Source organism: Chlamydia sp. 17-3921, from assembly GCF_902705545.1.
Lineage (GTDB): Bacteria > Chlamydiota > Chlamydiia > Chlamydiales > Chlamydiaceae > Chlamydia.
Window position 1 is genome coordinate 24,926 of sequence record NZ_CACSHH010000008.1, and the last position, 23,910, is coordinate 48,835.

The following is a 23,910-nucleotide window of genomic DNA, read 5'->3' on the forward strand; positions in this document are numbered from 1 at the left end:
TACAACTTCAGCGTGTTCGTTGTTTAGAATATCAAAATCTAGGACTTTATATTTTGTATAATCCTCTAGTTTGCTAGAGTATTTAAAGCAAACAGCGATATGTCCTAAATACAAGAAAGAATCATAGGGAAGAATAACTCATGGATCCTTACGCAATTATCCTAACAGGAAGTAAGCAATATCAAGTTCGTTCAGGAGATGTTATCGATGTGGAATTGCTGGACAATATTTCTGAAAATCAAGAAGTTATTTTTGAAGAGGTTCTATTTATCTTTGATGGATATAAAGCTGTTATAGGAAGCCCTATTGTTAAGAACGCTGTTGTAAAAGCTGAGTTTCTTTCAAATGTGAAAGGAGAGAAAGTCATCGCTTATAAATATAAAAAGCGTAAAAACTACCATATCAAACATGGTCATCGCCAAAAATATCTTCGAGTAAAAATTAAAGAATTAGTGATATAGGCTTATTGTAAGTAATTAGAGAGTTTTGAATTATGGCACATAAGAAAGGGCAGGGAGCAAGTCGAAACGGCAGAGACTCAAAGTCAAAGCGCTTAGGAATGAAAGTCGGTGCTGGTCAGAGAGTTCCCGTAGGAAGTATTCTCGTTAGACAACGAGGAACAAAGTGGCGCCCAGCACAGAATGTCGGTAGAGGTCGAGATGATACTTTATTTGCTTTAGTAGATGGTGTCGTTGTTATGAAAAAAACAAACCACACCTATATTTCCGTTGTTCCTGATTAGGTATTAAATTTTTCTCTCCCCCTCAATTTTTAGAAAGAATATAGAAGCTCTATTTTTCGCTTATGCTAAAATAGAGCTTTTTATTTATAAAATATAATAAAAATGTTTGTAGATCGGATTACATTAGAATTACGTGCTGGTAAAGGTGGGAACGGCGTTGTTGCCTGGAGAAAAGAGAAATATCTCCCCAAGGGAGGCCCTTATGGTGGAAATGGTGGCAAAGGTGGCTCTATTTTCATAGAGGCTGTCACAGATGAATGCTCTTTGAATGCTTATAGAAATATCCGTTTTTTGAAAGCTAGTGATGGTCAAAATGGAGCAGTAAATAACCGTACTGGACGTAATGGTAAAGATCTAATTCTTAAAGTCCCTGAAGGAACTTTATTGCGAGATGCTGAAACCCAGGAAATTCTTTATGATTTTACCTCTCAGGGAGAGCGTATTGTTGTTTGTCAAGGAGGTCGTGGTGGCAAGGGAAATACATTTTTTAAAACATCAACAAACAGAGCTCCAACAAAAGCAACTCCAGGAACGCAAGGAGAAATTCGTCAAGTAGAGTTGGAGCTTAAGCTTATAGCTGATGTAGGTATGGTTGGCTTCCCTAATGCTGGAAAATCTACACTATTCAACACTTTAGCACGAACAGAAGTTAAAGTCGGCGCTTACCCTTTTACAACATTGCAGCCGGCGCTAGGACTTATCCCTCGTCATAGTGAGGATTTATATTTAAAACCATGGATTATCGCAGATATTCCAGGGATTATCAAAGAAGCACACAATAATAAAGGTTTGGGTTTAGATTTTCTTAAGCATATAGAGCGAACTCGACTTCTACTTTTTGTCGTGGATATTTCTAGAAGTGAGAGAGAATCCCCAGAAGAAGACTTGGAAATTTTAGTGAATGAGTTAAGAAGCTACAAACAAGATCTTTCAAATAAAGATATGCTTGTAGCTTTAAATAAGATAGATGATCTTCTTCCTGATGAACAGCAGGAAAGACTGGAAACTTTTCAAAAAAAGTTTCCTGCTTACACTTTTGTTTTGCTTTCAGGACTGACAGGAGAAGGAACCGAGAGGTTGTATTGTCTCTTTAAGCAAAGACTTAATACATAACCTATTCCCATAAGGACTGTGATTGCTGGCCCTACAGGGATGTCTAACAGATAAGCTACTCCGATTCCACAAAAAGAACATACAATATTTAAAATCACAGCAATTACCATAATGTGAGTCATCTTATATGAAAATTTGCATGCAATGGAGATAGGAAGTACAAGCATACTTAACATTAAAATAACTCCCATAACATAAATCAGCATTACAATAGTAATTGCCGTAATGATAAGAAGTAAAAAATACCAAAATGTTACAGATACGCGATTTAAGGTCATATATTTTTCATCAAAACAAAGAGCTAAAAAGCGCGTATGACATAGTATTGTGGTACCTAAGACGATAATATCTAATATTCCTAAGCTATAGAGGTCACTTGTCTTGATCCAAAGGATATTACCAAATAGAAAATTAATCAGTTCATTATTTACAGTAGGAAGTCGAGAAATAAAGATCATTCCTACAGCCATACCTACAGACCAAATCATAGCAATTAAAGAATCTTCCCGCTCCCGATATTTCAGGTGAATTTTTCCAATACAAAGAGCTAGGAATATGGCTCCAATAATAGCTCCATAAAGAGGAGAAAAGGAAAGATTGAATTGATACTGCAACCAAAGAGTTAAGCCTATACCTCCAAGAATCGCATGCGAGATACTCCCACTAATAGAAACAATACGCTTAACAACAATGTAGGTTCCCACAACGCCTCCAGAAATGGAAGCTCCTAAAGCAGCAAGGAAAGAAGGGAGTAAAAAAAGAGGAAACCATTTACTAAATAGGGAAGACATGGTTGAATCCTTAGTTGTTGTTAGAAGGACAACAAAATTGATCTGCAAGCGTGGAAGTATTTGTTAGAGTTGTCAGAGCTCTGTTCATGTAGAAAACTTTATTAAAAAATCTTGTGGTGTGGTGTAGATCATGAGTTACCATGAGAATTGTACAGGAAGAGTTTAATTTTTTAAGAATTTTTAAGATTTTTTGTTGATTATTGGGATCTATGTTTGTTGTTGGCTCATCAAGAATTAAAATTTTTGGATGAGAAACTAAAGCTCTTGCGAGAAGAACTCTCTGAATTTGCCCTCCAGAAAGATGTGAGAAACAAGAATTCAAATGCTCCGATAGATTTACTATTTCTAAGGCTTCCTTGACAGCTACATGATCTGCTTTTTTATATTTTCCATACCAGGGTAGAGTCCCTAATCTCCCAGAGAGAACAACGTCTTTTACTGAAATGGGAAAATGAAAATCATAAGAAAAATGTTGAGGAACCCATCCTATTGTGCTTGGAAGATTGGAATAAGCTATTTGGAGTTTCCCTTCGGTAGGTTGAAGTAAACCTAAAATAAGCATCATAAGAGTGCTTTTCCCCCCACCATTAGGGCCAATAATGCCAATAAAATCACCCTCATGGATAATAAAAGATACGTCGTTTACAATCTTTGGTTCTTTAGAGAGATAGGAAAATGACAAATTTTCTGCGTGAATAACTGCTGTCATAAATTAGCAAAAGTTGTTGCTATGGTTTTTAAGTTAGAAATAACATTTTCTGCATAAGGGTCTAAAGAAACTATTTGCATATGAAAACGTTCTGCAAGCATAGCACTACTACGACGTCCTGCATGTTGAAGAAGAATCACAGAAGAAAGCTCATGTTTTCGAATATTTTGAAATAAATGAGAAATATCTCTAGGGGATAGATCTATGTGATTATCTTTTTCAATGGTGAGTTGAGAAAAACCATAATCTCGACAAAAGTAACCAAATGCAGAGTGAGATACTAATATATGACGTTGTTTGATTGACTCTGTAATAGAAAAGATTTCTTTGTCTAATGCGTCTAGAGTTGCTATTAATTCTTTTTTTCTAGCTTCATATTCTTTGGCATATTGAGGATATTTTTTTGCTAAAGTTTCGGTTATTGTTTGAACTTGAAGTTTCAAATTTTTTGGACTTAACCATGTGTGGGTGTCGAAAGAAGTACTTTTATTACAGCATTTCGATAGTAAAGAAAGATTTTCTGTAAGGTCTATTTGTTCACAATTTAAACTTTTTCCACACATAGCTTCGAAAGCTTCTCCGATTCTAAACCATATTTGTCCTTGTTGTATTTCTTCCACTTGTCGTGGAGATGGCTCGTATGTGTGTGGATCAAAATGATTTGTTACGATTGAATAAATTTGACAAGTATTTCCTGCGATTTGTTCAACAAGAAATTTATAAGGAGCGATACTTACGATAATACGAGGTTTAGGAGAGGGCTCTTCTCCAAAAGTTGCTAGAGAATAAAAAAGAATATAAAAAAGGAATAGAATTGTGCGCATTGTGAAAATAAATTGATTTGAGAAATATTATTTATTGAGAAGCAATTTTAATAAAAGGCAAATTCTTTAAAAAGAAAGAAAAAACTTTATAAAGTTTTCTTCTAATTATGAGGATATTGCTAAAAATAGAGACATTAAGCTATCTTCTCAGAAAGTCATTTTATTGGAGAGATGTCCGAGTGGCTTAAGGAGCACGCTTGGAAAGCGTGTGTGCGTTAACGCGTACCGTGGGTTCGAATCCCACTCTCTCCGTACTTTGTTAGAAAATAAATCTTAAGCCACCATTAGCTGTTTGAGTTAACATATCTTGAGATGCTGTAACAGTGTATGTGCCATATAATGTCCAGTAAGATCCCAGATAAATTTGTTGGCTGTATTCTGCATTAATGGCATGTCTTGTTGGTATAACTCCTCGAAGAACCCCTTTTTCTCCAGTTGAAAGAATTTCATAGCCAGATACAGGCTTATTTCTATAGAGAACAGGAAGGAATGCCGCAGAGAGTTTGTTGTAAATAATAATTTTATATGTGGAAACAGCCCCCTCAACAGATACTCCTAAAGGAATGGTAAGATTCCTATAAGCACAAGAATCAAAACATCTAGGATCGTAGTCAAGTTCTGTAAATTTATCTTGTCGCACTTCTGAATACTCTGCTTCTCCATAGATTGAAAATCTTGATGTAGAACTTTGAGAAGGTTCTTTCAAATCTAGAGATAGACGCATGTTGTATAGCCATGCACGATTCTCCCAATTTGCAATATTTTTTTCATCGATAGAAGGATAGAAGGTTGTTGTATCGTGATGCATATAACCATAAGTTGCCACACCTTGGAATAGTAGAGGACGTTTAAAGCTATTGCGAAAAGGAATATAGAAAGCTTGTCCTGTGTATAAAGATGCTTGTAAGGAGTGACCGGAACCTTTATGCCTATAGTTTTGAAGATTATTTTCAGATTGAGAATGTCCAAAAACTTGGCTGAAAGATGCTCCTAAAATACAATCCGGGCGAGGTTTCGCATCAATAGCTACAGTATACCCTCGGCCATGATATGCAAAGGCGGGAGTGTCACCTTGCTTTTTGTTTAAGAAGGTGCCGATTCCCGAAACCCATATGTTATTAAATGCTGTGTCATCAAATCTAGCATTACTCATCATGTTATTGATGAGACCTTGCTTTACTGCTATCAAGGATTGTTGTGCTCCCCAGATAGAGTTTGTATAAAAGTGTTGCTCTCTAGCAATGTATTCCCAGCGAAGATATTTATCAAAGGTCCATTTCAGAGCAAGTTTTGTTGATGTTGTTGCCGATGTAGGCAGAAGAGACCATGTCCCCATGTAGCCTTTTTTAGCCCCCATGTGCCCATCTATTTCTAATTTTTGTATAGAGACAGAACTTCCTGAGACTAGAGATAAGTTAAAAAGGGTAATTTCTCGATCTTCACTAAGATAAGGGTTGTTGTATATATTATTATTGGGATCTTCAAGATATAAATTTCCTGTTAGCGTAATTTTATCTCTAGGATCTGCAGAGCGTGAAACAACCTTTAAGGTAGGTGGAGAAGCAGGATTATCTGCAGTAGGAATAACCTTACTAAAATCTATGATAATATTATTTAAGGAGATACTTCCAGACTCTTTTGCATGGGTAGCAAGTACAGAACCTGGTCCAAGCACTACAGTAGTCCCTTCCTGTTGAGTAAACGATACGGCACTTAGTTCTGCGTTTTTTCCAAGAACAAGAGTTCCGTTATGAAGAGTGATTTTTTGTGGTATAAAAGATTTATGTTCATGATGTTCTCCGGAAAAAAGAATTGTTCCTCCGTAGGTTTTATCTCCGTCAGCTTTATTTATATCTAAAGTTTTTGCTGAACCATTTTTAGTGGTAATGTTTACCGCATCATAAAATGAAATATAATTGTCTTTCGCAGCTTTAAGATCTAATTCAACATTTCCTGCTATACTGCAATATTTTGTTTTTCCATTGGCTATACACTGGTTGTCTTTAAACAAAATATTTCCACTTTGAGCTATCAGAGAAATCTTTACATCTTCTGTAGAGTTGTCTCCATAAATTGCCGCTCCAAGATTGTCTACAGCTGTTGCTCCATTTGTAGCAGTTGTCGCTGCTGTTGTTACTTTATTATTTAGAAAAAGGATGGTAGAGCCTGCCGTAATCGTGGCGGATTTCGTGCAGCAAATCGCACTACCATCATATTTTGAAGAGTTATTTTGAAATGTCACATTTCCATTAGGAATGTTTAACGTTCTTGCGTAAATCGCTCCCCCACGTTTTAAGGCATTATTGCTATTAAAGAAAACAAGGCCGTTATTTTGAAGTGTTACAGTGCCATTTCCGTTAGCGTCTGTTGTATTATAGCATCCAATGGCTCCACCCATTTCTGCATAGTTATCAAAGAAAGTTACCAAAGGGTTTTTAGATATAGTTACTGACGTTATAGCTCCAATAGCTCCGCCAAAACTATCTTTAGATCCATTTGGGGTTGTTTTGTGACTAGTAGCAGAATTCGATAAGAAGTTAAGAGGTTGCTCACAGCCTGTTATGGAAACTGTTGGTGAATAAATCGCTCCACCAGCAATTTGTTTTGTATTACTTGTTTTCATTGCTTTGACGGAATTTCCACTGAAAAGGATCTCTCCACTACAATTTTCTAGAGTAAATGTAGTTTTTGCATATATCCCACCACCTTGTAAGTCTGCTTCTTTATCTGTTGTATCAGTATCTGCAGATGTATTCTTAACTTGGTTATTGGTACAAAAGAATTTTCCTGAGATATTGCTCAGTTTGCATGTTTCGGAATATATCCCCCCTCCCAACATTTCCGTAATACTTGTAGTAGAAGAGATCTTTCCTTCTATCTTATTCTCTGTAAAGAGAAGTTCTCCAGGGAGATCTTTAAGTTCTACATCTTTTGCATAAACGGCTCCGCCTTTTTCTTTGGCAGTGTTTCCTGAGAAAGTTCCGCTAACGATTTTAGTCATGGTGAGTTTGTTCGCAAGATAGAGGGCTCCACCACTTTTACTTGCAGTATTATTTTGAACTACAAGTTGGTCGAGACGTTCAAATGACGATTTTTGTCCGTAAATTCCTCCGCCATCTTCTCCGGCAGAGTTATTTGTGATAGAAATATTTGTAATATAATTAAAGCTACTATCTGTTTTATCCGTCACTTCTTGAGTATAAAGGCCACCACCTTTTTTTGTTGCGTTGTTAGAGTTAATGGTTACAGTAGCTAAGTTAGAGAAAGCAACTAATTTTGAGTAAATTCCTCCGCCATCTTCTTTAGCAGAGTTTTGTGCAATTGTTACTGTTCCATATACTGGCTGGAGTTTTGCTTTTGGATCTGGGGAGGTGAATGTTAGAGTACATTCATTAGGAACATAGGCTCCACCACCACTTTTTTCCGCCACATTGGATTCTAAAGAAAAATTTTCTAGAGTATCCATAATTAGCGATTTGCTATCAGCCAAACATAAGCCGCCACCCTTTTCTTTGGATGTGTTTTCTTGAAACAAGGTTTTTCCTGTAAGATTTTTAAGTGTAACAGTATCTTTACAATACAAACCTCCACCGTCTTTCCCGGCAGAGTTTTTGATGAACTGTAATCTATGAGAATCCGTACAAGTTAAAGTTCCTTGTGTGTAAAGACCTCCACCACAATCCGTAGAGGTATTTTCTGCTAATTCAAATATCGAGGTTACTCCACTAATAGAGACATTTTTCTCAGCATAGATAGCTCCTCCTTTTGCTGTAGGAGGGGATGTTGTTGTTTCTGCATTATTGTTTTCACTATTATTGTTGTTTTCGCTAGGTGTTTTTGTGACAGGCTCCGTGTAATCTCCAGCTTTGTTTTTTGTAAAGCGCGCTTCGACAAGATTCGTAAAAGTTACAGAGTCTTTAGCATAGATAGCTCCACCATCTTTTGTTGCAGTATTTGCCGCAAACGAAGTAAGAAGGGTATTGTTACTAATACTTAATGCCTCTGTTGCATAAATAGCTCCGCCTTCTTTCTTAGCTTTATTAGATTGAAATTTTAAGCTATAGAGATTGTCGAGGTTTACAGTTTTGAGCGCATAAATAGCTCCACCCGCATCGTGAGCAGAATTTAGATGGAAAAAAGTTTCTCCAGAGCCTTCTGTGATTGACAAAGCTTCTCCAGAAAAAATAGCTCCACCAGATCCTCCGATTACTCCTGTATCGATAGTTGCTTTTTCAGAGATGGCTGTAGTATTTTTTTTGAACAATAGATCTTTATATTTGGAGAAATTTATAGTTCCTGATGAATATATGGCTCCGCCATTTCCTGCTGTATCTTGTGTATAAGAGCTTGGGATTTTTGTTGTTGTTTCTGTTGCCGGTGTCTCTGGACTTGTACTTGGACTTGTAGATGCTGATGCTACTATCCTTGCTGAAGCTGTAGCCTCTCCTGATGAAGCTGATGTTGTTGTTGTATCTCCACTTGGAGTTGTAATTATAATGGGAGCGGGGATTGAAGCACTATTCGATGTGAAATTTATAGATTCAATAATGTTAGATATGGTTAAAGAGGTCGTTGAAATCGCCCCTCCAGATTGTTGTGAAAGATTATTTGTAAAGGCAATAGATTTAAGACCATCTATAGTGATAGGACTTTTAGAGTAAATTACCGCTCCTTGTCCAGTCATTTTTATAGAGTCAAAAGTTAGAGATCCAGGATTACCGACATTAGTAATAAAGGTTAGAGGAGCGTTTTCTTGTTCATTAGAAAAAGCTCCACCACCTTTAGGTTCAGGTGGAGTCTTTTTTTCAGTGGGCGTTGTGGTAGATGTTGTTGTTGGAGTAGCTGTTTCTGTTGTCGTTGTTGGAGTAGTTGTTACTGTTGTTGTGTTGCTCGAAATAAGAGGTTGATAAAGAAAGTTCGAAGAACAAAGTGGTAAAGCGAAATGAGTTGAAGAGTTTGTTTGGGAAGTCTGAATCATAGAACTAGCAACAGTTTCTGAGGCTGACACTGGTGCTGTTTCTGTCTTTGTTGTTTCTACTGCAGAATCTGTAGAAATATCTTCTGTATCTGATGTAGGTTCTGGAATGTTTGTAAATGTAGAGAAAATAACATCCCCTTGGACAGTATAAATAATCTCCTTTTCAGAGGTTTTTTTTTGAGTAAAATCAGTGTTTGTTGAATCGGTGGTGCTGACCCCCGTTCCTTTATAGTTTTTATTTAGATCGACCGTTTCAGGTTCTCCAAATGCTGTTAATGGAGGGAGAGCAACAGCAAAAATGGCAGTAGCTGATAACCACTTCATAGAAACCTTAGAATGTATTCACAGACTTGATATGCCTTAGATAAATCAGATAGGCAAATTAGGCAAGGGATAAAAGATAGGAGAGAAGAGGACTACATAGAAGCTCTACTACAACTTTGTAAAACTTCTATGTTTGGATTGTATTTCTGTTTTTATGATCAATTTTTTAGAAGCTTAATGCTATACCTGCATGAGCATCTCCAGAAACGCTTCCTTCTTGTTGTGAGCTTGAAACCCCTAAATAGGTTGTTATGGCCTTATATCTTACTGTTGCATGAAGTTTCACACGAATAGCCTCTTTTCCTATAGCAATTTCTGGAATTTCCCACATATATTGATTTAGGATTAAAGAGGCTGTAGTACTAGGATTCTTGCGATATAAATCTTTGATATAGGTCATGCTGGCTTGAAGCAAGGTAGAGATTTTTGCTCCGAAAAAGCGAAGTTCTAAGGCTATTCCCGTTGGTAATGATAGATTATGTAGTTCTGAAGAGGCAAAATACCTCGGATCATAGCCTGTTTCTATGAAAGGATTTTGTGAAATAAAGGTATATTCGAGATCCGTAAAAGGAGTGATTTTTATATAATGGAAACCTTTAGGATAAGCATAAGACATTCCCAAGGATCCTGCCCAACCATGGTTCCTCCAAGAACCTTGGGAAATCCTTTGATGTGTTAGAGAATGATTCATAACTTGAGAATCTTCAACATAGCTAATGGAAGATCTTAGTGACAACGCTTCCCAGTTTTTTGATATAGCAAGTGTTCCTAATGATATTCGAGAAAAGCTTTTTTGTTTGGACTCTTTTTCCTGAGAAATAGTTCCTTGGAGTTGAGTAAACTCTGCACAAAGGACTGAGTTTGATGAACAAGGAAGTCTAAAACCAACGTTATGGCCACCATGTTTTATCGAAAATCCTTTTGAAGACTTAAATGTTTTTTGTTCCATAAGACTAGATATAGAACCTCCAAAAAACGATAAATGTTTGATGGGAATGACGGTGCTGTTATTGAGGCAGTTATCTATAAGAGCATTTCGTGTAGCATGTAATCCAGAGAAAGTCCCCCAGAGAGTTATAGATACGAGGTCTCCCTTTCTTTGAGGATTGAGAACAAAATTCCCTGAAGGAATCCATGAAGCTTTTAAAGTCTTATGTTTTTTTGTGTCATTTGTAGACCAATTGAAACTCCAAGAACCTTGATAACCGTGACCTGAGTAAATAAAATTTGGAAACGAACCTTGTTCTGGTAGAATTGTAAGATTTTTTGATGGGGGATTTGTAGTTACAACTTCTTTTTCAGAACTTAGTATTACAGTCATTTCGTATGGAGAAGAAGCGATTTCATGGTTTTCATAAAAAAGTCCACAGGGATCATAGATTTCAGGAGTTCCCGAGAGAGTAATAACAGAACTTCCCGTGGCATGAATTTTTGCAGGTAATGTAGAGCTTAGATTCTCTAAGTTCAAGCCTAAACGAGAAATTTGAATATTTATTGGAGAAATATTTTCCGTGTTATGAGTCTTAAGCATGGAGCCTGGCCCTAGGGCGAGCAAGCCTCCATATTGTGTAAAACTGTGAACAGCGAGAATAGCTTCTCCTTCTAGAGAAAGCGTACCATCATAAAGTACTACAGGCTGGTTAAAAATAGAGATTCTATTCGTATTATTTTTCTTTTCTTCAAGAGAAAGGCGATTCCCAGAAAAAACTACGCTACCTTTGTGGAAATAAGTTCCTGTTGGGCTGTTAATATTCACAGGGCGAGAACTGTATGTCGTTGCTAGCACAGGATCATAGAAGAGAATACGCTGGTCTTTATCTGCTAATAAAGTTATTGAAAGAGGAGATCCCTTAACAAAAACAGCATTACGTTTTTTTGTTTCCGAATGTTTGGTTGTTACAACCATAGTATTATTGGAAAATTCAATATTTCCTTCTCGAGCAAGTAGATAAAGAGTAGAGCCAGGTTCGTTTAAGTAGATGGCCCCTCCTCCAAGATTTTTACTTGAATTGTTTAAGAACATAATGTCTTTTTTCGCAAAAAAGGAACAAGCGCTTGTAGAGATGGCTCCTCCTCCCCCTTGAGTAGAATTGTTTTGAAACAAAATAGGTCCGCAGTTATCTTGCAAAGTGATTTTTTTGGAACAAATAGCTCCTCCAAGTTTTTCTGCTTGATTATTTATGAAAGATAGAGAGGATTGCTGTTCTATAAATGAGCATGAATCTGAATGAATAGCACCTCCAGACTCTGCCTTATTTCCTAGGAAGCTTACAGGGAGAGCGTTATTAGTAAAATGAACTGTACCTAAGCCGGAGTTGATAGCACCACCAAGTTTTCCAGAATTTTCTTGAAAGAGAATTCCTTGGTTGTTTTCAAAGATTATGTAGGAATTTGGATGAGAGAGGCTAATAGCTCCTCCGTTTCCTGAATCAGGAATCCCTTGTATAGCATTGGCTCGGTTATTGGCGAAGACAATCTCTCCTCGTTGATTCGCAAATGTGATGGCATGAGCTTGGGATTTAGATAAAAAAATCGCTCCTCCTTGGCCAGAACTACTGTTATTTAGAAATTTTATAGTATGATTTTTTGAAAAGTTAATAGAGCTTTCTGCAGAAATGACTCCACCATAACTTGTATTGTTTTCAAAAATTAGGGTGCGCAAGTTTTTAAAAGTAATAGAAGATTGAGAAAAAACTCCCGCTCCTTCAGCTCCAAGATGAAGATTTTTGAAAATTAAAGAAGAAAAAGGGGTTGCTCCAGAGAAAAAGAGATTCCCTTGTAGATTACGGAATGCCCCTCCTGGAGTTTTAAGATTTTTTCCTAAAAAATCACTCAAAGTGAAGTTCTTCCCTATAGAGTAGGTCGTTTGACTTGAAGAGGTGCTAAGTAAAGTAAATAGTTGAAGATCTTCTCCAGAATGTGTTCCTGCTAGGGGAAGAAGGACATCACTTGCTGAAATGTAGGGAGTTCCAAAAATGGGAGAGAGGAGGAGAAGTCTCCAAAAAAAAAGAGGCTGCTTCATGTTTTTTGCTAGAATCCATGTATACGAAGTCATAGTTGGGATCTAAACTTACATAGAAGAGAAAAATAAATATACGGAAATAAAAACTTGATCCCAGAGAGAAATATCTGGGATTGTTTGAGAAAGCCTTCTAAGAAGGAAATGCCTTATTGAAAAAGTTTTGTGCTTATAAAGCACAACCTTAATCTCTACTTTCGTCTTTTACAATTTTAGCAAATTCTTTGATCTCTTTAGAGATACTTTTAGCAAGAAGCTTTGTTTGCTTAGCAAAAGTTTTCGCATGTTGCTTAGTATTTTTAAGTAAAACCTTACCTTTTTTAGTCCCAGAATATCTGACTCTAGAAAGTTTTTTTCTAAGTTGTAATCCACTTCTAGGAGTGAATAGGCTTGTCAAGAGTGTAGCTAAGATTCCTCCGAAAACGACTCCTCTTAACCAGCGAAAACGTTTGTGCTTAGATTTTTTTGGTTTTCGATAGTTATTCCCAAACATAATTTCTTCCCCCTTATATTGCCTAATCTTTGTTGCGGAATGCTGACCATATTAACAGCACTGCTGCTGTCCACTTAACCCCTTGAAATAGAGAATGTGTCCAACTATGAGTTTCATCATCATCAAAGAGATCATCCATCTTTTGCATGAAATGGGTGTGTTTGTGTTTTTTTCTTAACCATTTAAGCAGGAGTCTTTTCGCAAACATTAGAGGTGCAAGAAACTTCGTTTCAAAATTTAGTAGAGTTGTGACGCGATTCACTTTTTTCAAAACCTTGTTTACTCTATATAGAAAGCAAATCGTCATACTGAAAATAACGACCATGCCTATAGAGAGAAGAACACAGCAAGATACTAGAGCCCCCGTTAGGTAATTATTCATAAAATAAAGAATTTATTTTTCCTTTTTTCTTTATTTTACTTTTTATTACCTGTTTATTCCTAAATCTAATATGTAAATTAAAAAGAATTTTTATTAAGAATAAAACAACTCTCCTGAATAGGAGAGTTGTTAAGATTATGTAAGGATTATTAAAAAGTTCTTACTCTATGAAAGATGAGCTTTCTCTGAGTAAGCTAGAATTTCTTTATCTGGAAATTGCACCTCTTTTCTTAGAAGAAATACTCCAAAAAGATTGATGCAGAGTAGCAAAGCTCCAGAAACAGACATGATTAATAAAGCCGTATTCTGACTTAAAAAGCAGAATGTTGGTAGAGCAAGAATCCCATACAAAGTATAAACTTTTGCTCCATTGCTACTACAAAGGAATTTAGCACATTTTTTCCCTACAAGAAAGTAAGAGATGATGGTAGTGTAGCCCGTAACAAAGAAGAATGCAGGAAGGAAGAACTTCATAGCTGGGAAATAGGTTGCTAAAGTGTGTTCTATCGCTTGCGAAGCATTCTCAAATCCTAAAGACCAAGATCCAGATGCCAGGACCATGAGTAAACTCAAAGTACAGATAAGATTATCTACAGCAATTCCAACAATACTTAATTGAGCTTGCGAACTTGAATTTTTTGCAGAGCTCTCACTTTGGATGATAGAGTCAAATCCAATACCAATATCCCCAGAATACGCTGCTCGTGAAATCCCTTGGTGAATGGTTGTTGCAACTGTACATCCAGCAAAACCTCCTAGAGCACCATGTCCTGTAAAAGCTGAGGAAAACACTGTAGAGAGAAGATGGGGAATATGATGATATTCTTTTATAAGAATATAAAGGGCTAGAGAACAATACACTATCATGAATACAGGAAGTATTGCAGAACAAATTTTTCCAATACGCTGTAGGCCTCCCTGAACTGCATAAATAACGAGAAACAGTAGTCCAAACATGGGATAAATTTTTGGAATACCCCAACAAGAAGATAAACTTTCTGTGATTACAGAAAATTGATAGATTTCTACGCCATAGATGCAGAGTAGAGCAGCAACAATAAAGGAGAAGATAGGAGTTTTGTATGCTTTGTCAAGAAAGTACATGGGTCCGCCTTGATAAACACCATCGCTATCGACTTTACGAAATTTAATCCCTAGGTAAACTTCAGAGTATTTCACTATTGATCCGAAGATTCCTGCGATCCAGACCCAAAATAAGGCTCCAGGGCCGCCTATGCACGCTGCTGTAACAATACCAACAACATTTCCGATGCCGATATTTCCTCCTGCAGAAGCAAAGAATACTTTTAAAGGGTGTACACCCCTTTCTAAAGAGGAATTGGCATTTCTAGAAGTATGAACATAATGGCGTAAAAGCCTACAGAACTGTGGGAACTTTGTGAATTGTGAAAATCGGGATTTCCAGGAAAAGGCACAGCCCAAGACAATGATCATCGCAAATGCGATATAAGACCAAAAGAAATCATCAAAAGATGTTAAAAACGATAAGATAGTATTCATAATATTAACTTTTTTTAAAAAAACAAAGATTATTATCTCTATTTAGTCTTTTGTTGTTTAGGAAAATAAAGTTTGTATACTAACAATATTGTTCCTAAAGAAATAAAGACGTCTGCGAGATTAAATGTTGGGAATGCCCAGTTCCTATAACTGAGCGCAACGAAGTCGATTACGTGACCGTAAAAGAAGATATCACCTACATTCCCTATAGCTCCAGAGCATAATAAGATAAGCGCAAAGCGGGTGAGAGGTGTAGAAGAATTTTTAAAAAAAAGGTAACTAAGAATACCCAAGATGATACATAGTCGAAAGACTAGTAAGAAATTTTTATAATTTGCAAAGAAGTTAAAAGCAGCTCCTTCATTGAAGGTTGGATAAATAGAAAAGGAGAACAACCCCAAACTATAAGAGTAAAGTTTGACATGAGCGGCTCCTTTCCAACTTTTATATCCCAAAAAAACAATAAATTTTGCTACCCAATCAATTGTGATTAGGGGCACCATAGCTAGAATTGCTTTTTTGAATCGCGAGGCCATAACAATTAACTTTCTGAAGAGAGAAGACCTTTTTCAAACTGCTCTTGAGCTTTGACAGTCATCGTAGCATAAGGAATCGCCATAAGTCTAGCTAAAGGAATTTCTTCTCCACTTACGTCACAAATTCCGTAAGAAGTTTCTTCGATTTTTTCTAAAGCACGATTAATCTGTCTAAGAAGTTCATATTCTTTTGTAGTTACCTCAAGACTAATAGTCCGATCAAATGTATCGGTCCCTTGATCTGCTTGGTGTTGTGAATAGCCAGTAGCTTCATTTGGTTTTTTGACTTCTTGAGCATTGCCTTCTAGAGTGTGTGATAGCTTAGCTCGCATTTCTAAAAGTCTTTGTTTAAAGTTTTCTATTTCTTCTTGTGATAGGGGCATGGTTTCTTTCCTTGAATTATCAACTATTTTTCCACATCTGGGGTTGCAGACAATAATACTTTCATTAACTCACCAACGTCTTTGAATCTACGATAGACGCAAGCAAATCTGATATAAGCAATCATGTCAGCCTTTTTAAGATATTTCATTACTAGTTCACCAATTTCTTTGGTAGAAATTTCCCTATTTTGTTTACCTAACAATTCAGTTTTTACATTGGATGCTATTGCATGAACTTGATCCTGGCCTATACGAGTGTGACTAGACGCAGCGTTTAATCCATTAATTAATTTTGATTCTTGAAAACTTTCGTAACGGCCGTCTCTTTTTAAAACTTGAAGAGTAAGTTCTATAGTTTCGAAGGTGGTAAAGCGTTGACAACATTTCAGGCATTCACGACGACGCTTTATTGCATTTGCTTCTGTAGCGTTTCTTGAATCAATAACTTTCAACTCCTCATGATTGCAAAAAGGACACTGCATAGGAGCCATCTCCTAGGTTAAAGATAGTCTAAGAAAATTAGGTGCCAAAAACCAGGGTAATTCTATGCGATTATAGTTGCAAAGTTTTTTTTCTCAAATAAAACAAAAATACGGAAGAAAAATTTTGAAAATATATTTTCTATATATTTAGGAGAAAAATGATATGCTTTTTTTGCCCTAAAAGAAAAAGGAAAAACATGTTTTCCGGCATAGTACAAGAACTTGGTAGAGTTTGTTTTTTAGAATCGAAGAAATCTGTCTTGATTTTAGGAGTGCAGTGTTCCTCTTGCTTTCTTGATGCTTTAGCCCTTGGATGCAGCGTTGCTGTTGATGGGGTTTGCCTGACCCTAACTCGTAAAGAAAGCGACAAAATATTTTTTGACGTAATTCCAGAGACCCTAGCTTGTACTACGATTGGGGAACGTGTAATCGGTGATCGGGTAAACCTTGAAAATTCTTTGAGATTAGGAGATCCTATAGGGGGGCATATAGTTTCAGGGCATGTTGGGGGAACAGGAAAAATCGTTGCAATAAAGGAAAATTACTACCATTTTCAAGTTTCCTTAACTTTTGCTCCCTATCTTTTTCATAAAGGTTTTATTGCTATAGATGGCATTAGCTTGACTTTAGTTTCTGTAGAAAATGAGAGATTTTCTGTCGGATTAATTCCTGAAACACTTCAGAGAACAACTTTAGGCTGGAAAGGAGTAGGAAGTTTAGTGAATATTGAAGTAGATATGTCTACGAAAGTACAAGTTGATACGCTGAGACGTTTATCTTCCCTGCAGGCATAGGAATTGTATGGATTATACGATGCTTGATAGCGGTGAAGGACAAAAGTTGGAACGCTTTGGTTCTATCATTGTAGCTCGCCCTTCTAAAATAGCTATTTGGCCAAAAAAAAAACCTGATCTATGGTCTCAAGCTGCGGCTACATTTTATCGTGATGGAGAGAAGGGAGAGTGGAAAGTTTTTGGTAGAGCTCCTAAAGAATGGGAAATTTCTTTACAGGGAGTTCGATGTAGTTTAAAGATGACTCCTTTTGGTCACTTGGGTATTTTCCCAGAACACTCAAGTTTCTGGTCTAGATTACGTTGTGCTATTGGGAAGAACCAAAATTGCCGAGTATTAAATCTTTTTGCTTACACAGGATTAACCTCTATTTTTGTAGCTCAGTGTGGAGCTACGATTACACATGTTGATGCTTCAAAAGCTGTAGTGAAGTGGGCTCAAAAAAATATTGATTTAAATCCTCTCCCAGAAAAACGTGTTTTTTGGGTGATCGAAGATGTCTTATCTTTTTTACGAAAAGAGGTTCGAAGAAAAAAAGAATATCACATTATTATCTTAGATCCTCCAAGTTTTGGTCGAGGACCTGATGGAGAAGTTTTTAAAATTAATGAAAATTTTTTTGAATTACTTTCTTTATGTTCGCAACTTCTTGCATCCTCTCCTTCCCTTGTTTTAATTTCTTCTCATACTCTGGAACATACTCCTGAATTTTTAAAAAGTTTGGCAAAGCGTAGCATGACAAAGCTTCCCGTTTCAGGTTGGTCTTGTGGTGAGAGTTTTTGTGGAGAGGGGGATGTAGCCTTGCCTTCTGGGAGCTTTGCTTTATGGAATTCTTAGGGAAGCATAATCCCAAAATAAAAGAAGCTCTAGCTTTGAAACGATCTTACTCTAAAAAAGGAGAAAGCTTTCTTGTCGAAGGTGTTCGGGAAATTCAACAGGCATTGTATTCAGGTTTTACACTTCGACATCTTTTTTGTAGTGTAAATTTGTCTGAAGAAGAGGAGGCTTTACGTTGTGAAGCCATTCGACATGCAATAAGTGTTTTCTATTGTATGGACGAATCTCTATCTCAGCTCTCTTATAAGCAGCACCCCAGTCGGGTTATTGCTGTTGTTAAAAAGAAATTCTGGAGTCAAGAAGAGTTTTTAAACCAGAAAAAAAATGATATCCCTTTCTATTTTATAATTGAGGGTGTAGAAAAACCCGGTAATGTTGGGGCTATATTAAGAATTGCTGACGGCGTTGGAGTTGATGGTGTAATTCTTTGTGACCCTATTATAAATCTCTATAATCCTAATCTAATTCGCTCCTCTTTAGGAACAGTGTTTACATTGCCAATTCTATGCGCTTCTTTTGAAAATATTTTGAATGTTGTGAAACGAAAACAGTTAAAAGTTTTCGCAACTTCTCCTATTGCTGGAACAGTATATTTTTCTGAGAGTTACTGTTTTCCTACAGCATTAGTTTTTGGTTCCGAGAAGGATGGTTTAACCGAATCTTGGTTTAAATATTTTAAAAAAATCACTTTGCCTATGCGAGGAAAAGTAGATTCTTTAAATCTTTCAACAGCTGTAGCTGCTATAGCCTATGAAGTAGTTCGTCAGCGTATTATTTCAAAAAAAATCTGTTAACTTAATTATGTAAATTGTGTTCTTAAGAGAGATAAAAATTTTTATTTTTACATTATTAAAAATAAAAGTTTGTTCTTGAAGTTTAAAATAGATTTTCTATTACGGCTTGTAAACTTGATTTTTAATCTTTTTCTTGTAATGCTAGTTGTCTGACCATGCGGCCTAAAGACCGTAGTTTTTAGTTTGAAGGAAGTCGTAAAATTAAGGATGAGCCATGAAAAAGCGATTTCCCTCGCTCCTTTTTATGTTTTATCGTCGCCTGATTTTGACTTTGAGTTCTGGGCACATCTTAGGGAAAGGGTGGTTAGGTAACGTACTTTCTTGGAGTTTCTCTTTGCTAGTAAGGCTCAAAGAGCAATTTTGTTATTCTTCTCCTCGTCGTGTTCGCGCCACGGTTGTAAGTGTTGGCAACATCGTTCTTGGAGGAGCAGGGAAAACTCCAACAGTATTATGGTTGGTTGAAGCATTACAGAATCGAGGTTATTCGTGTGCTGTACTTTCCCGAGGTTACAAGGGCATGTGCAGTGGAAAGAAAACACCAACAATTGTAGATGCCAATGTTCATTCTGCTACTTATGTTGGAGATGAGCCACTACTTATGGCAGAAAAGCTTCCCCCACGTTCTGTTTGGGTTCACAAAGATCGTAGGTTGTCTGCTGTTCAAGCTGCAGAGTTTTTTGATATCCTACTTTTAGATGACGGCCTTCAGTATCGTAAGTTGCATAAAGATGTAGAAATCGCCGTAGTGAATGGTCAGGATCCCTTGGGATCTTCAGCATTTTTTCCGAAAGGAAGACTTCGAGATTTTCCAGATCGTTTAAGAAATGTTGATGCCATTGTTGTTAATGGGAGTTGTAATCTAGAACATAGAAATCTCTTAAAGAAGAGTTCTTCAGCAAAACAAATTTTTGTAGAACCTCGCATTGCTTCTGTTGTTTGGATTCATAAGGGTGAGCATGTTGCACATAAAAAACTTCAAGGATTTCCTGCCGGAGTTTTCTGTGGTCTTGGTTTTCCTCAAGGCTTTTTGAATATGTTGAGAAACGCCGGAGTTAAAATTTTGGGAACTTATGTACTTCCTGACCACGTTGGCATCACTAAAAAAGAATTATACTACTTTTGTCGTAAAATAGCATTGTGCCAGGGACAAGGGGTGTTGTGTACAGAGAAAGACAGCGTAAAGTTACATAACTTGTTTGATGAAACGGATTTATTGCCAATTGGTAAGGTCTGTATGAACTTACAAGTCGAAGAAAGTCAAGCTAGTTTTCTTTTGGATACTATTGATCAAATACATAAAAATAGGGGTGACGAATGAAACTATGGATGAAAATCTTTATAGGACTGTTTGTTGGAGTTGCCTTAGGTTTGGTTTTAGGAGATAAAGCGATCTTTTTAAAACCCATAGGAGATATATTCTTAAATCTATTGAGCATGGTTGTTTATCCATTAGTTTTTTGCTCAATGGTCTTAGGTATCGCTTCAATTAGCGATATGAAAAAGTTGGGACGCATTGGAATGAAAAGCGTCGGGCTTTATTTAGCAACAACTGCTGTTGCTATTGTTATAGGACTATGTTTTGCAGGAATTTTTAATCCCGGTAGAGGTTGTAACCTTTCTCATACTCTCCCAGAGCAAGGCGCTATGATTTCTCAAGAAAGAGGAATTACATATTTTCTTTCTTTAATTTCTCAAATTTTCCCTTCAAATCCTGTACGTTCTTTTGTAGAGGGTAATATTCTACAAATCATTATTTTTGCCATTTTTCTAGGAATATCTATGCGCCTTACTGGAGAAAAAGGGCGCCCTGTAGAGAAGTTTATTGAAGGATTTTCCGAAGTCATGTTGCGAATGGTTAATATGATCATGGCGTTTGCTCCTTATGGTGTTGGAGCAAGTATTGCTTGGATATCAGGAAGTCATGGTTTAGTAATTTTATGGCAATTGAGTAAATTTATTATTGCTTACTATCTCGCATGTTTATTCCATGGTATTTTAGTATTTGGTAGCTTAGTTCGCTTTGGCTGTAAAATGTCTTTCATGAGATTTCTCTCAGCCATGATGGATGCCATCTCATGCGCAATATCTACAGCAAGCAGTTCGGCAACATTGCCAGTAACTATGCGATGTGTTTCTAAAAATCTTGGTGTTTCTTCAGAAGTTTCTGGCTTTGTTTTGCCTTTAGGAGCTACTGTCAATATGAATGGTACAGCAATTTTTCAAGGAATGGCTGCAGTTTTTATTGCTCAAGCTTATAATTGTCCTCTATCGTTCGGTAGTTTACTGCTACTTGTAGTCACTGCAACTTTTTCTGCGATAGGTAGTGCTGGAGTTCCCGGTGGAGGAATGATTACTCTGGGTTCTGTTTTGGTGTCTGTAGGCTTGCCTATTCAAGGTATTGCCGTATTAGCAGGAATCGATCGTCTTAGAGATATTATTGGGACTCCTATGAATATTTTAGGCGACGCTGTTGTTGCTACTTACATAGCAGCTAAAGAAGGAGAACTTTCTTCTTCCGAGTCTTCTTTAATTCAGGAAACAGTAGAATCTATATAAAAGGATAAACAGTACATGTTTGAATTCCGATTTCCAAAAATAGGAGAAACTGGTTCAGGAGGATCTATTGTTCGTTGGTTGAAAAAAGTTGGAGAGTTTGTTAAGAAAGACGAACCTTTAATAGAAGTTTCTACAGATAAAATTGCAACAGAACTTGCATCCCCCCAGGAAGGAGTTATAGCTCAAATATTCGTCAATGAAGGGGATGAAGTTGCCGCTGGAGATATTCTAGCTTTGCTAGAAGAACAACAAAAAAACCTCTCTGATGAAATCCCCGATCCCACACTTTCTAACGCCTCTTGTTGTAGTTGTCATGAGGAAAATCCTTCCTTAACGTCAGAGTGGTTTTCTCCATCTGTTCTCAGTTTGGCACAGCGTGAGGGGATCAGTATATCAGAATTGCAGACAATTTCCGGAACGGGGAATGAAGGGCGAGTTACAAAAAGAGATTTAAAAACTTATATAGAAACTCGTAATCAAGAGAAATCATTCTCTAAAAATGAAGAAAATCGTATACCGATGTCTCCTTTGCGTCGAGCTATAGCTTCTTCTTTATCAAAATCTTCGGACGAAGTTCCGCATGCTTCTCTAATTGTAGATATAGATGTTACGGATCTTATGAATTTGATTGCTGAGGAGCGAGAGCGTTTTTTTGCTACTCATAATGTTAAGCTGACAATTACAAGTTTTATTGTTCAGTGTCTCGCAAAAACTCTAGAACTATTTCCTCTTCTCAATGGATCTTTGGATGGGCATACTATTGTTGTTAAAAAATCCATAAATGTTGGTGTAGCTGTAAATCTGAATAAAGAGGGTGTTGTTGTTCCCGTTATTCACAATTGTCAAGATCGAGGATTAGTGAGTATAGCGAAGTCTCTTGCAGATTTATCTTCTCGAGCTCGTGCGAATTGCTTGGATCCTTCTGATGTTCAAGATGGAAGTATTACCGTTACGAATTTTGGAATGACGGGAGCATTAATTGGTCTACCAATCATTCGTTATCCAGAAGTCGCTATTTTAGGAATAGGAACAATTCAAAAACGTGTTGTCGTTCGTGATGATGATTCTTTAATGATCCGTAAAATGGTGTATGTTACGCTTACATTCGATCATCGGGTTCTTGATGGGATTTATGGAAGTGAGTTTTTAACCTCATTGAAAAATCGTCTAGAGTCTGTTACTATGAGCTAAAATAACCTTGATTTTTACTAAAGGCTAGGATGAGCTCTTCTGTTGTTATTACTGATTTATGTCAGGAGATTCTCAGTAAACAAAAAGAAGCAGTGGATGCTTTTTTTAGTTCCTTCCAATGCGAAAATTCTATTCTTCTTGTTGAGAAGATCTTAAAACATTCTGGATGGATATTTTTTTCTGGAGTAGGAAAAAGTGGTCATATTGCAAGAAAAGTAGTTGCAACTTTACAATCGTTAAGTGAACGAGCTCTATTTCTTTCTCATGGAGACATGCTCCATGGAGATCTTGGTCTTGTGCAAGACGGAGATATTGTTTGTTTCTTTTCTAAAAGTGGAGAAACGCAAGAACTTCTAAAATGTGTTCCCTATTTAAAAGAGCGAGAGATTACTTTAGTTGCTGTCACTTCTTCTCCGTATTCTAGTCTTGCTGTCCTTGCGGATCATGTAATCATACTGCCTTTAGTCCCCGAGCTAGACCCATTTAATCTTATTCCTACAACATCAACATTATATCAAATGTTATTTGGGGACTTGCTTTCTATGTTGTTATTACACGGACGAGGTGTAACCCTTTCTACTTATGGGAAGAATCACCCTAGTGGTCAGATTGGATTAAAAGCTCAAGGTAGGGTTTATGATTACATGTTCCCAAAAACAGAAGTTCCTTTCTGTTCTCGTTACGACTCTGTAAGCGTAGCTTTAGAGACGTTTTCTGCTTATGGTTGCGGTTGTGTATGTATTGTAAGCTCTAACTTTGAGTTACTTGGAATTTTTACAGATGGGGACCTTCGTCGAGCTTTATCTCAATATGGTGGTGATGTATTGTCATTATCTCTTGAAAAAATAATGACAAAAAATCCACGAATCATTGAAGAAAATGCTGACGTTGCTACTGCTTTGCAAGTTATGGAAGCAAAGAACCCAATTACAGTTTTACCTGTCGTAGATAATGAAAACTCTAAATTTGTTGTTGGCTTACTTCACGTCCATACGTTAGCAAAAGCTGGTTTATTATGATATCTCATCTAAGAAAAAGTTCGGAAGAGAGAGTAAGCCGGATTCTGTCTGCGAGGAAGAAAGGAAATTCTGCCTCGAGGGCAATCATTCATCTAGGAGATCTATTACTAGATCTCTCAAGCGATTTTGAAAAAGCTTATGAAAAGAGTTAGCTTTTCATTTTTGCAGAAACAAAGTAGCTTTTTTCTCTTGCTTCAGATAGGGTTTGCATGTCTATTAAGTCTCTTTAATAGCTCCTACTCCCAAAGTAGGAATTTTCAGCCTGTCTATAAAAATTATTTTTATAGCGGAATATTTTCTGTTGCACTTTCCGTAGCCTTACGACCCCTGGAATTTCTCCAGTATCTTTTCTTATGAAGTCCAGACTTTCCTCTCCTTATACTTTCTTTTGAAAGTATAAACAGCGATTGCCTTTCTCTTCCGA

General features: G+C 36.8%; 21 protein-coding genes, 1 tRNA gene and 1 other RNA gene. 11 read left to right on the forward strand and 12 right to left on the reverse strand.

Annotated features, from left to right (window positions below):
- Positions 1–140 precede the first annotated feature (140 nt).
- From rplU to obgE, 3 genes are all read left to right on the forward strand, one after another.
- Entirely contained in the window at positions 141–461 is a 321-nt protein-coding gene (rplU, locus tag JMS40_RS02375) for a 50S ribosomal protein L21 (protein ID WP_201456678.1), read from the forward strand.
- Positions 462–493: 32 nt separating this feature from the next.
- Positions 494–742: a 50S ribosomal protein L27 gene (rpmA, locus tag JMS40_RS02380; RefSeq protein ID WP_201456679.1), complete on the forward strand. Its 249-nt coding sequence runs from the start codon at positions 494–496 to the stop codon at positions 740–742.
- Between the two features lie 102 nt (positions 743–844).
- Positions 845–1,855, forward strand: coding sequence for a GTPase ObgE (obgE, locus tag JMS40_RS02385; RefSeq protein ID WP_201456680.1), 1,011 nt, complete (start codon positions 845–847; stop codon positions 1,853–1,855).
- Here the strand turns inward: obgE and JMS40_RS02390 are convergent.
- From JMS40_RS02390 to JMS40_RS02400, 3 genes are read right to left on the reverse strand one after another with little or no spacing between them, the layout of a single operon-like run.
- A complete protein-coding gene (locus JMS40_RS02390; RefSeq protein WP_201456681.1) occupies positions 1,771–2,646 on the reverse strand; it encodes a metal ABC transporter permease in 876 nt (291 codons plus the stop codon). The two genes, obgE and JMS40_RS02390, sit on opposite strands and share 85 nt — an antisense overlap.
- A 10-nt stretch (positions 2,647–2,656) precedes the next feature.
- Positions 2,657–3,355 (reverse strand): metal ABC transporter ATP-binding protein, encoded by a 699-nt coding sequence (locus JMS40_RS02395; protein ID WP_201456682.1) that lies wholly within the window; start codon positions 3,353–3,355, stop codon positions 2,657–2,659.
- The gene (locus JMS40_RS02400) at positions 3,352–4,179 is read right to left on the reverse strand and encodes a metal ABC transporter solute-binding protein, Zn/Mn family (protein ID WP_201456683.1); all 828 of its coding nucleotides are present in this window, start codon (positions 4,177–4,179) and stop codon (positions 3,352–3,354) included. The genes JMS40_RS02395 and JMS40_RS02400 overlap by 4 nt, the downstream gene beginning before the upstream one ends.
- A gap of 165 nt (positions 4,180–4,344) precedes the next feature.
- On the opposite strand from JMS40_RS02400, the gene JMS40_RS02405 reads away from it, so the two are divergent.
- Positions 4,345–4,431, forward strand: a tRNA-Ser gene (locus JMS40_RS02405).
- A gap of 7 nt (positions 4,432–4,438) precedes the next feature.
- Here the strand turns inward: JMS40_RS02405 and JMS40_RS02410 are convergent.
- The 8 genes from JMS40_RS02410 to nrdR all read right to left on the reverse strand — a co-directional run bounded on the left by JMS40_RS02410 (position 4,439) and on the right by nrdR (position 16,297).
- Positions 4,439–9,481, reverse strand: coding sequence for a polymorphic outer membrane protein middle domain-containing protein (locus JMS40_RS02410; protein ID WP_201456684.1), 5,043 nt, complete (start codon positions 9,479–9,481; stop codon positions 4,439–4,441).
- 166 nt (positions 9,482–9,647) lie between these two features.
- Complete coding sequence (locus JMS40_RS02415; protein WP_370545323.1) at positions 9,648–12,536, reverse strand: polymorphic outer membrane protein middle domain-containing protein; 2,889 nt, start codon at positions 12,534–12,536, stop codon at positions 9,648–9,650.
- Positions 12,537–12,684: 148 nt separating this feature from the next.
- Positions 12,685–12,993: a YtxH domain-containing protein gene (locus tag JMS40_RS02420; RefSeq protein WP_201456685.1), complete on the reverse strand. Its 309-nt coding sequence runs from the start codon at positions 12,991–12,993 to the stop codon at positions 12,685–12,687.
- Between the two features lie 22 nt (positions 12,994–13,015).
- A complete protein-coding gene (locus JMS40_RS02425; protein WP_201456686.1) occupies positions 13,016–13,375 on the reverse strand; it encodes a hypothetical protein in 360 nt (119 codons plus the stop codon).
- A 165-nt stretch (positions 13,376–13,540) separates the two neighbouring features.
- Entirely contained in the window at positions 13,541–14,896 is a 1,356-nt protein-coding gene (locus tag JMS40_RS02430; RefSeq protein WP_201456687.1) for an amino acid carrier protein, read from the reverse strand.
- A 38-nt stretch (positions 14,897–14,934) separates the two neighbouring features.
- On the reverse strand, positions 14,935–15,432 hold the full coding sequence (lspA, locus tag JMS40_RS02435) for a signal peptidase II (protein WP_201456688.1): 498 nt from the start codon (positions 15,430–15,432) through the stop codon (positions 14,935–14,937).
- Positions 15,433–15,437: 5 nt separating this feature from the next.
- The gene (locus tag JMS40_RS02440; RefSeq protein ID WP_201456689.1) at positions 15,438–15,815 is read right to left on the reverse strand and encodes a TraR/DksA family transcriptional regulator; all 378 of its coding nucleotides are present in this window, start codon (positions 15,813–15,815) and stop codon (positions 15,438–15,440) included.
- 23 nt (positions 15,816–15,838) lie between these two features.
- Positions 15,839–16,297: a transcriptional regulator NrdR gene (gene nrdR / locus JMS40_RS02445; RefSeq protein ID WP_201456690.1), complete on the reverse strand. Its 459-nt coding sequence runs from the start codon at positions 16,295–16,297 to the stop codon at positions 15,839–15,841.
- A gap of 197 nt (positions 16,298–16,494) precedes the next feature.
- Between nrdR and JMS40_RS02450 the strand changes: the two genes are divergently transcribed.
- The 7 genes from JMS40_RS02450 to JMS40_RS02480 all read left to right on the forward strand — a co-directional run bounded on the left by JMS40_RS02450 (position 16,495) and on the right by JMS40_RS02480 (position 23,486).
- Positions 16,495–17,091: a riboflavin synthase subunit alpha gene (locus JMS40_RS02450; RefSeq protein WP_201456691.1), complete on the forward strand. Its 597-nt coding sequence runs from the start codon at positions 16,495–16,497 to the stop codon at positions 17,089–17,091.
- 7 nt (positions 17,092–17,098) lie between these two features.
- On the forward strand, positions 17,099–17,926 hold the full coding sequence (locus JMS40_RS02455; RefSeq protein WP_201456692.1) for a class I SAM-dependent methyltransferase: 828 nt from the start codon (positions 17,099–17,101) through the stop codon (positions 17,924–17,926).
- Positions 17,914–18,720, forward strand: coding sequence for an RNA methyltransferase (locus tag JMS40_RS02460; RefSeq protein WP_201456693.1), 807 nt, complete (start codon positions 17,914–17,916; stop codon positions 18,718–18,720). Before JMS40_RS02455 ends, JMS40_RS02460 begins: the two co-directional genes overlap by 13 nt.
- Positions 18,721–18,934: 214 nt before the next feature.
- Positions 18,935–20,038, forward strand: coding sequence for a tetraacyldisaccharide 4'-kinase (gene lpxK, locus JMS40_RS02465; protein WP_201456694.1), 1,104 nt, complete (start codon positions 18,935–18,937; stop codon positions 20,036–20,038).
- A complete protein-coding gene (locus JMS40_RS02470; protein WP_201456695.1) occupies positions 20,035–21,276 on the forward strand; it encodes a dicarboxylate/amino acid:cation symporter in 1,242 nt (413 codons plus the stop codon). Before lpxK ends, JMS40_RS02470 begins: the two co-directional genes overlap by 4 nt.
- Before the next feature lie 15 nt (positions 21,277–21,291).
- The gene (locus tag JMS40_RS02475; protein WP_201456696.1) at positions 21,292–22,467 is read left to right on the forward strand and encodes a dihydrolipoamide acetyltransferase family protein; all 1,176 of its coding nucleotides are present in this window, start codon (positions 21,292–21,294) and stop codon (positions 22,465–22,467) included.
- Positions 22,468–22,496: 29 nt separating this feature from the next.
- On the forward strand, positions 22,497–23,486 hold the full coding sequence (locus tag JMS40_RS02480) for an SIS domain-containing protein (RefSeq protein WP_201456697.1): 990 nt from the start codon (positions 22,497–22,499) through the stop codon (positions 23,484–23,486).
- Positions 23,487–23,503: 17 nt separating this feature from the next.
- On the opposite strand, the gene rnpB is transcribed toward JMS40_RS02480, so the two are convergent.
- An RNA gene (gene rnpB, locus JMS40_RS02485) (RNase P RNA component class A) lies at positions 23,504–23,909 on the reverse strand.
- Between the last annotated feature and the right edge of the window lies 1 nt (position 23,910).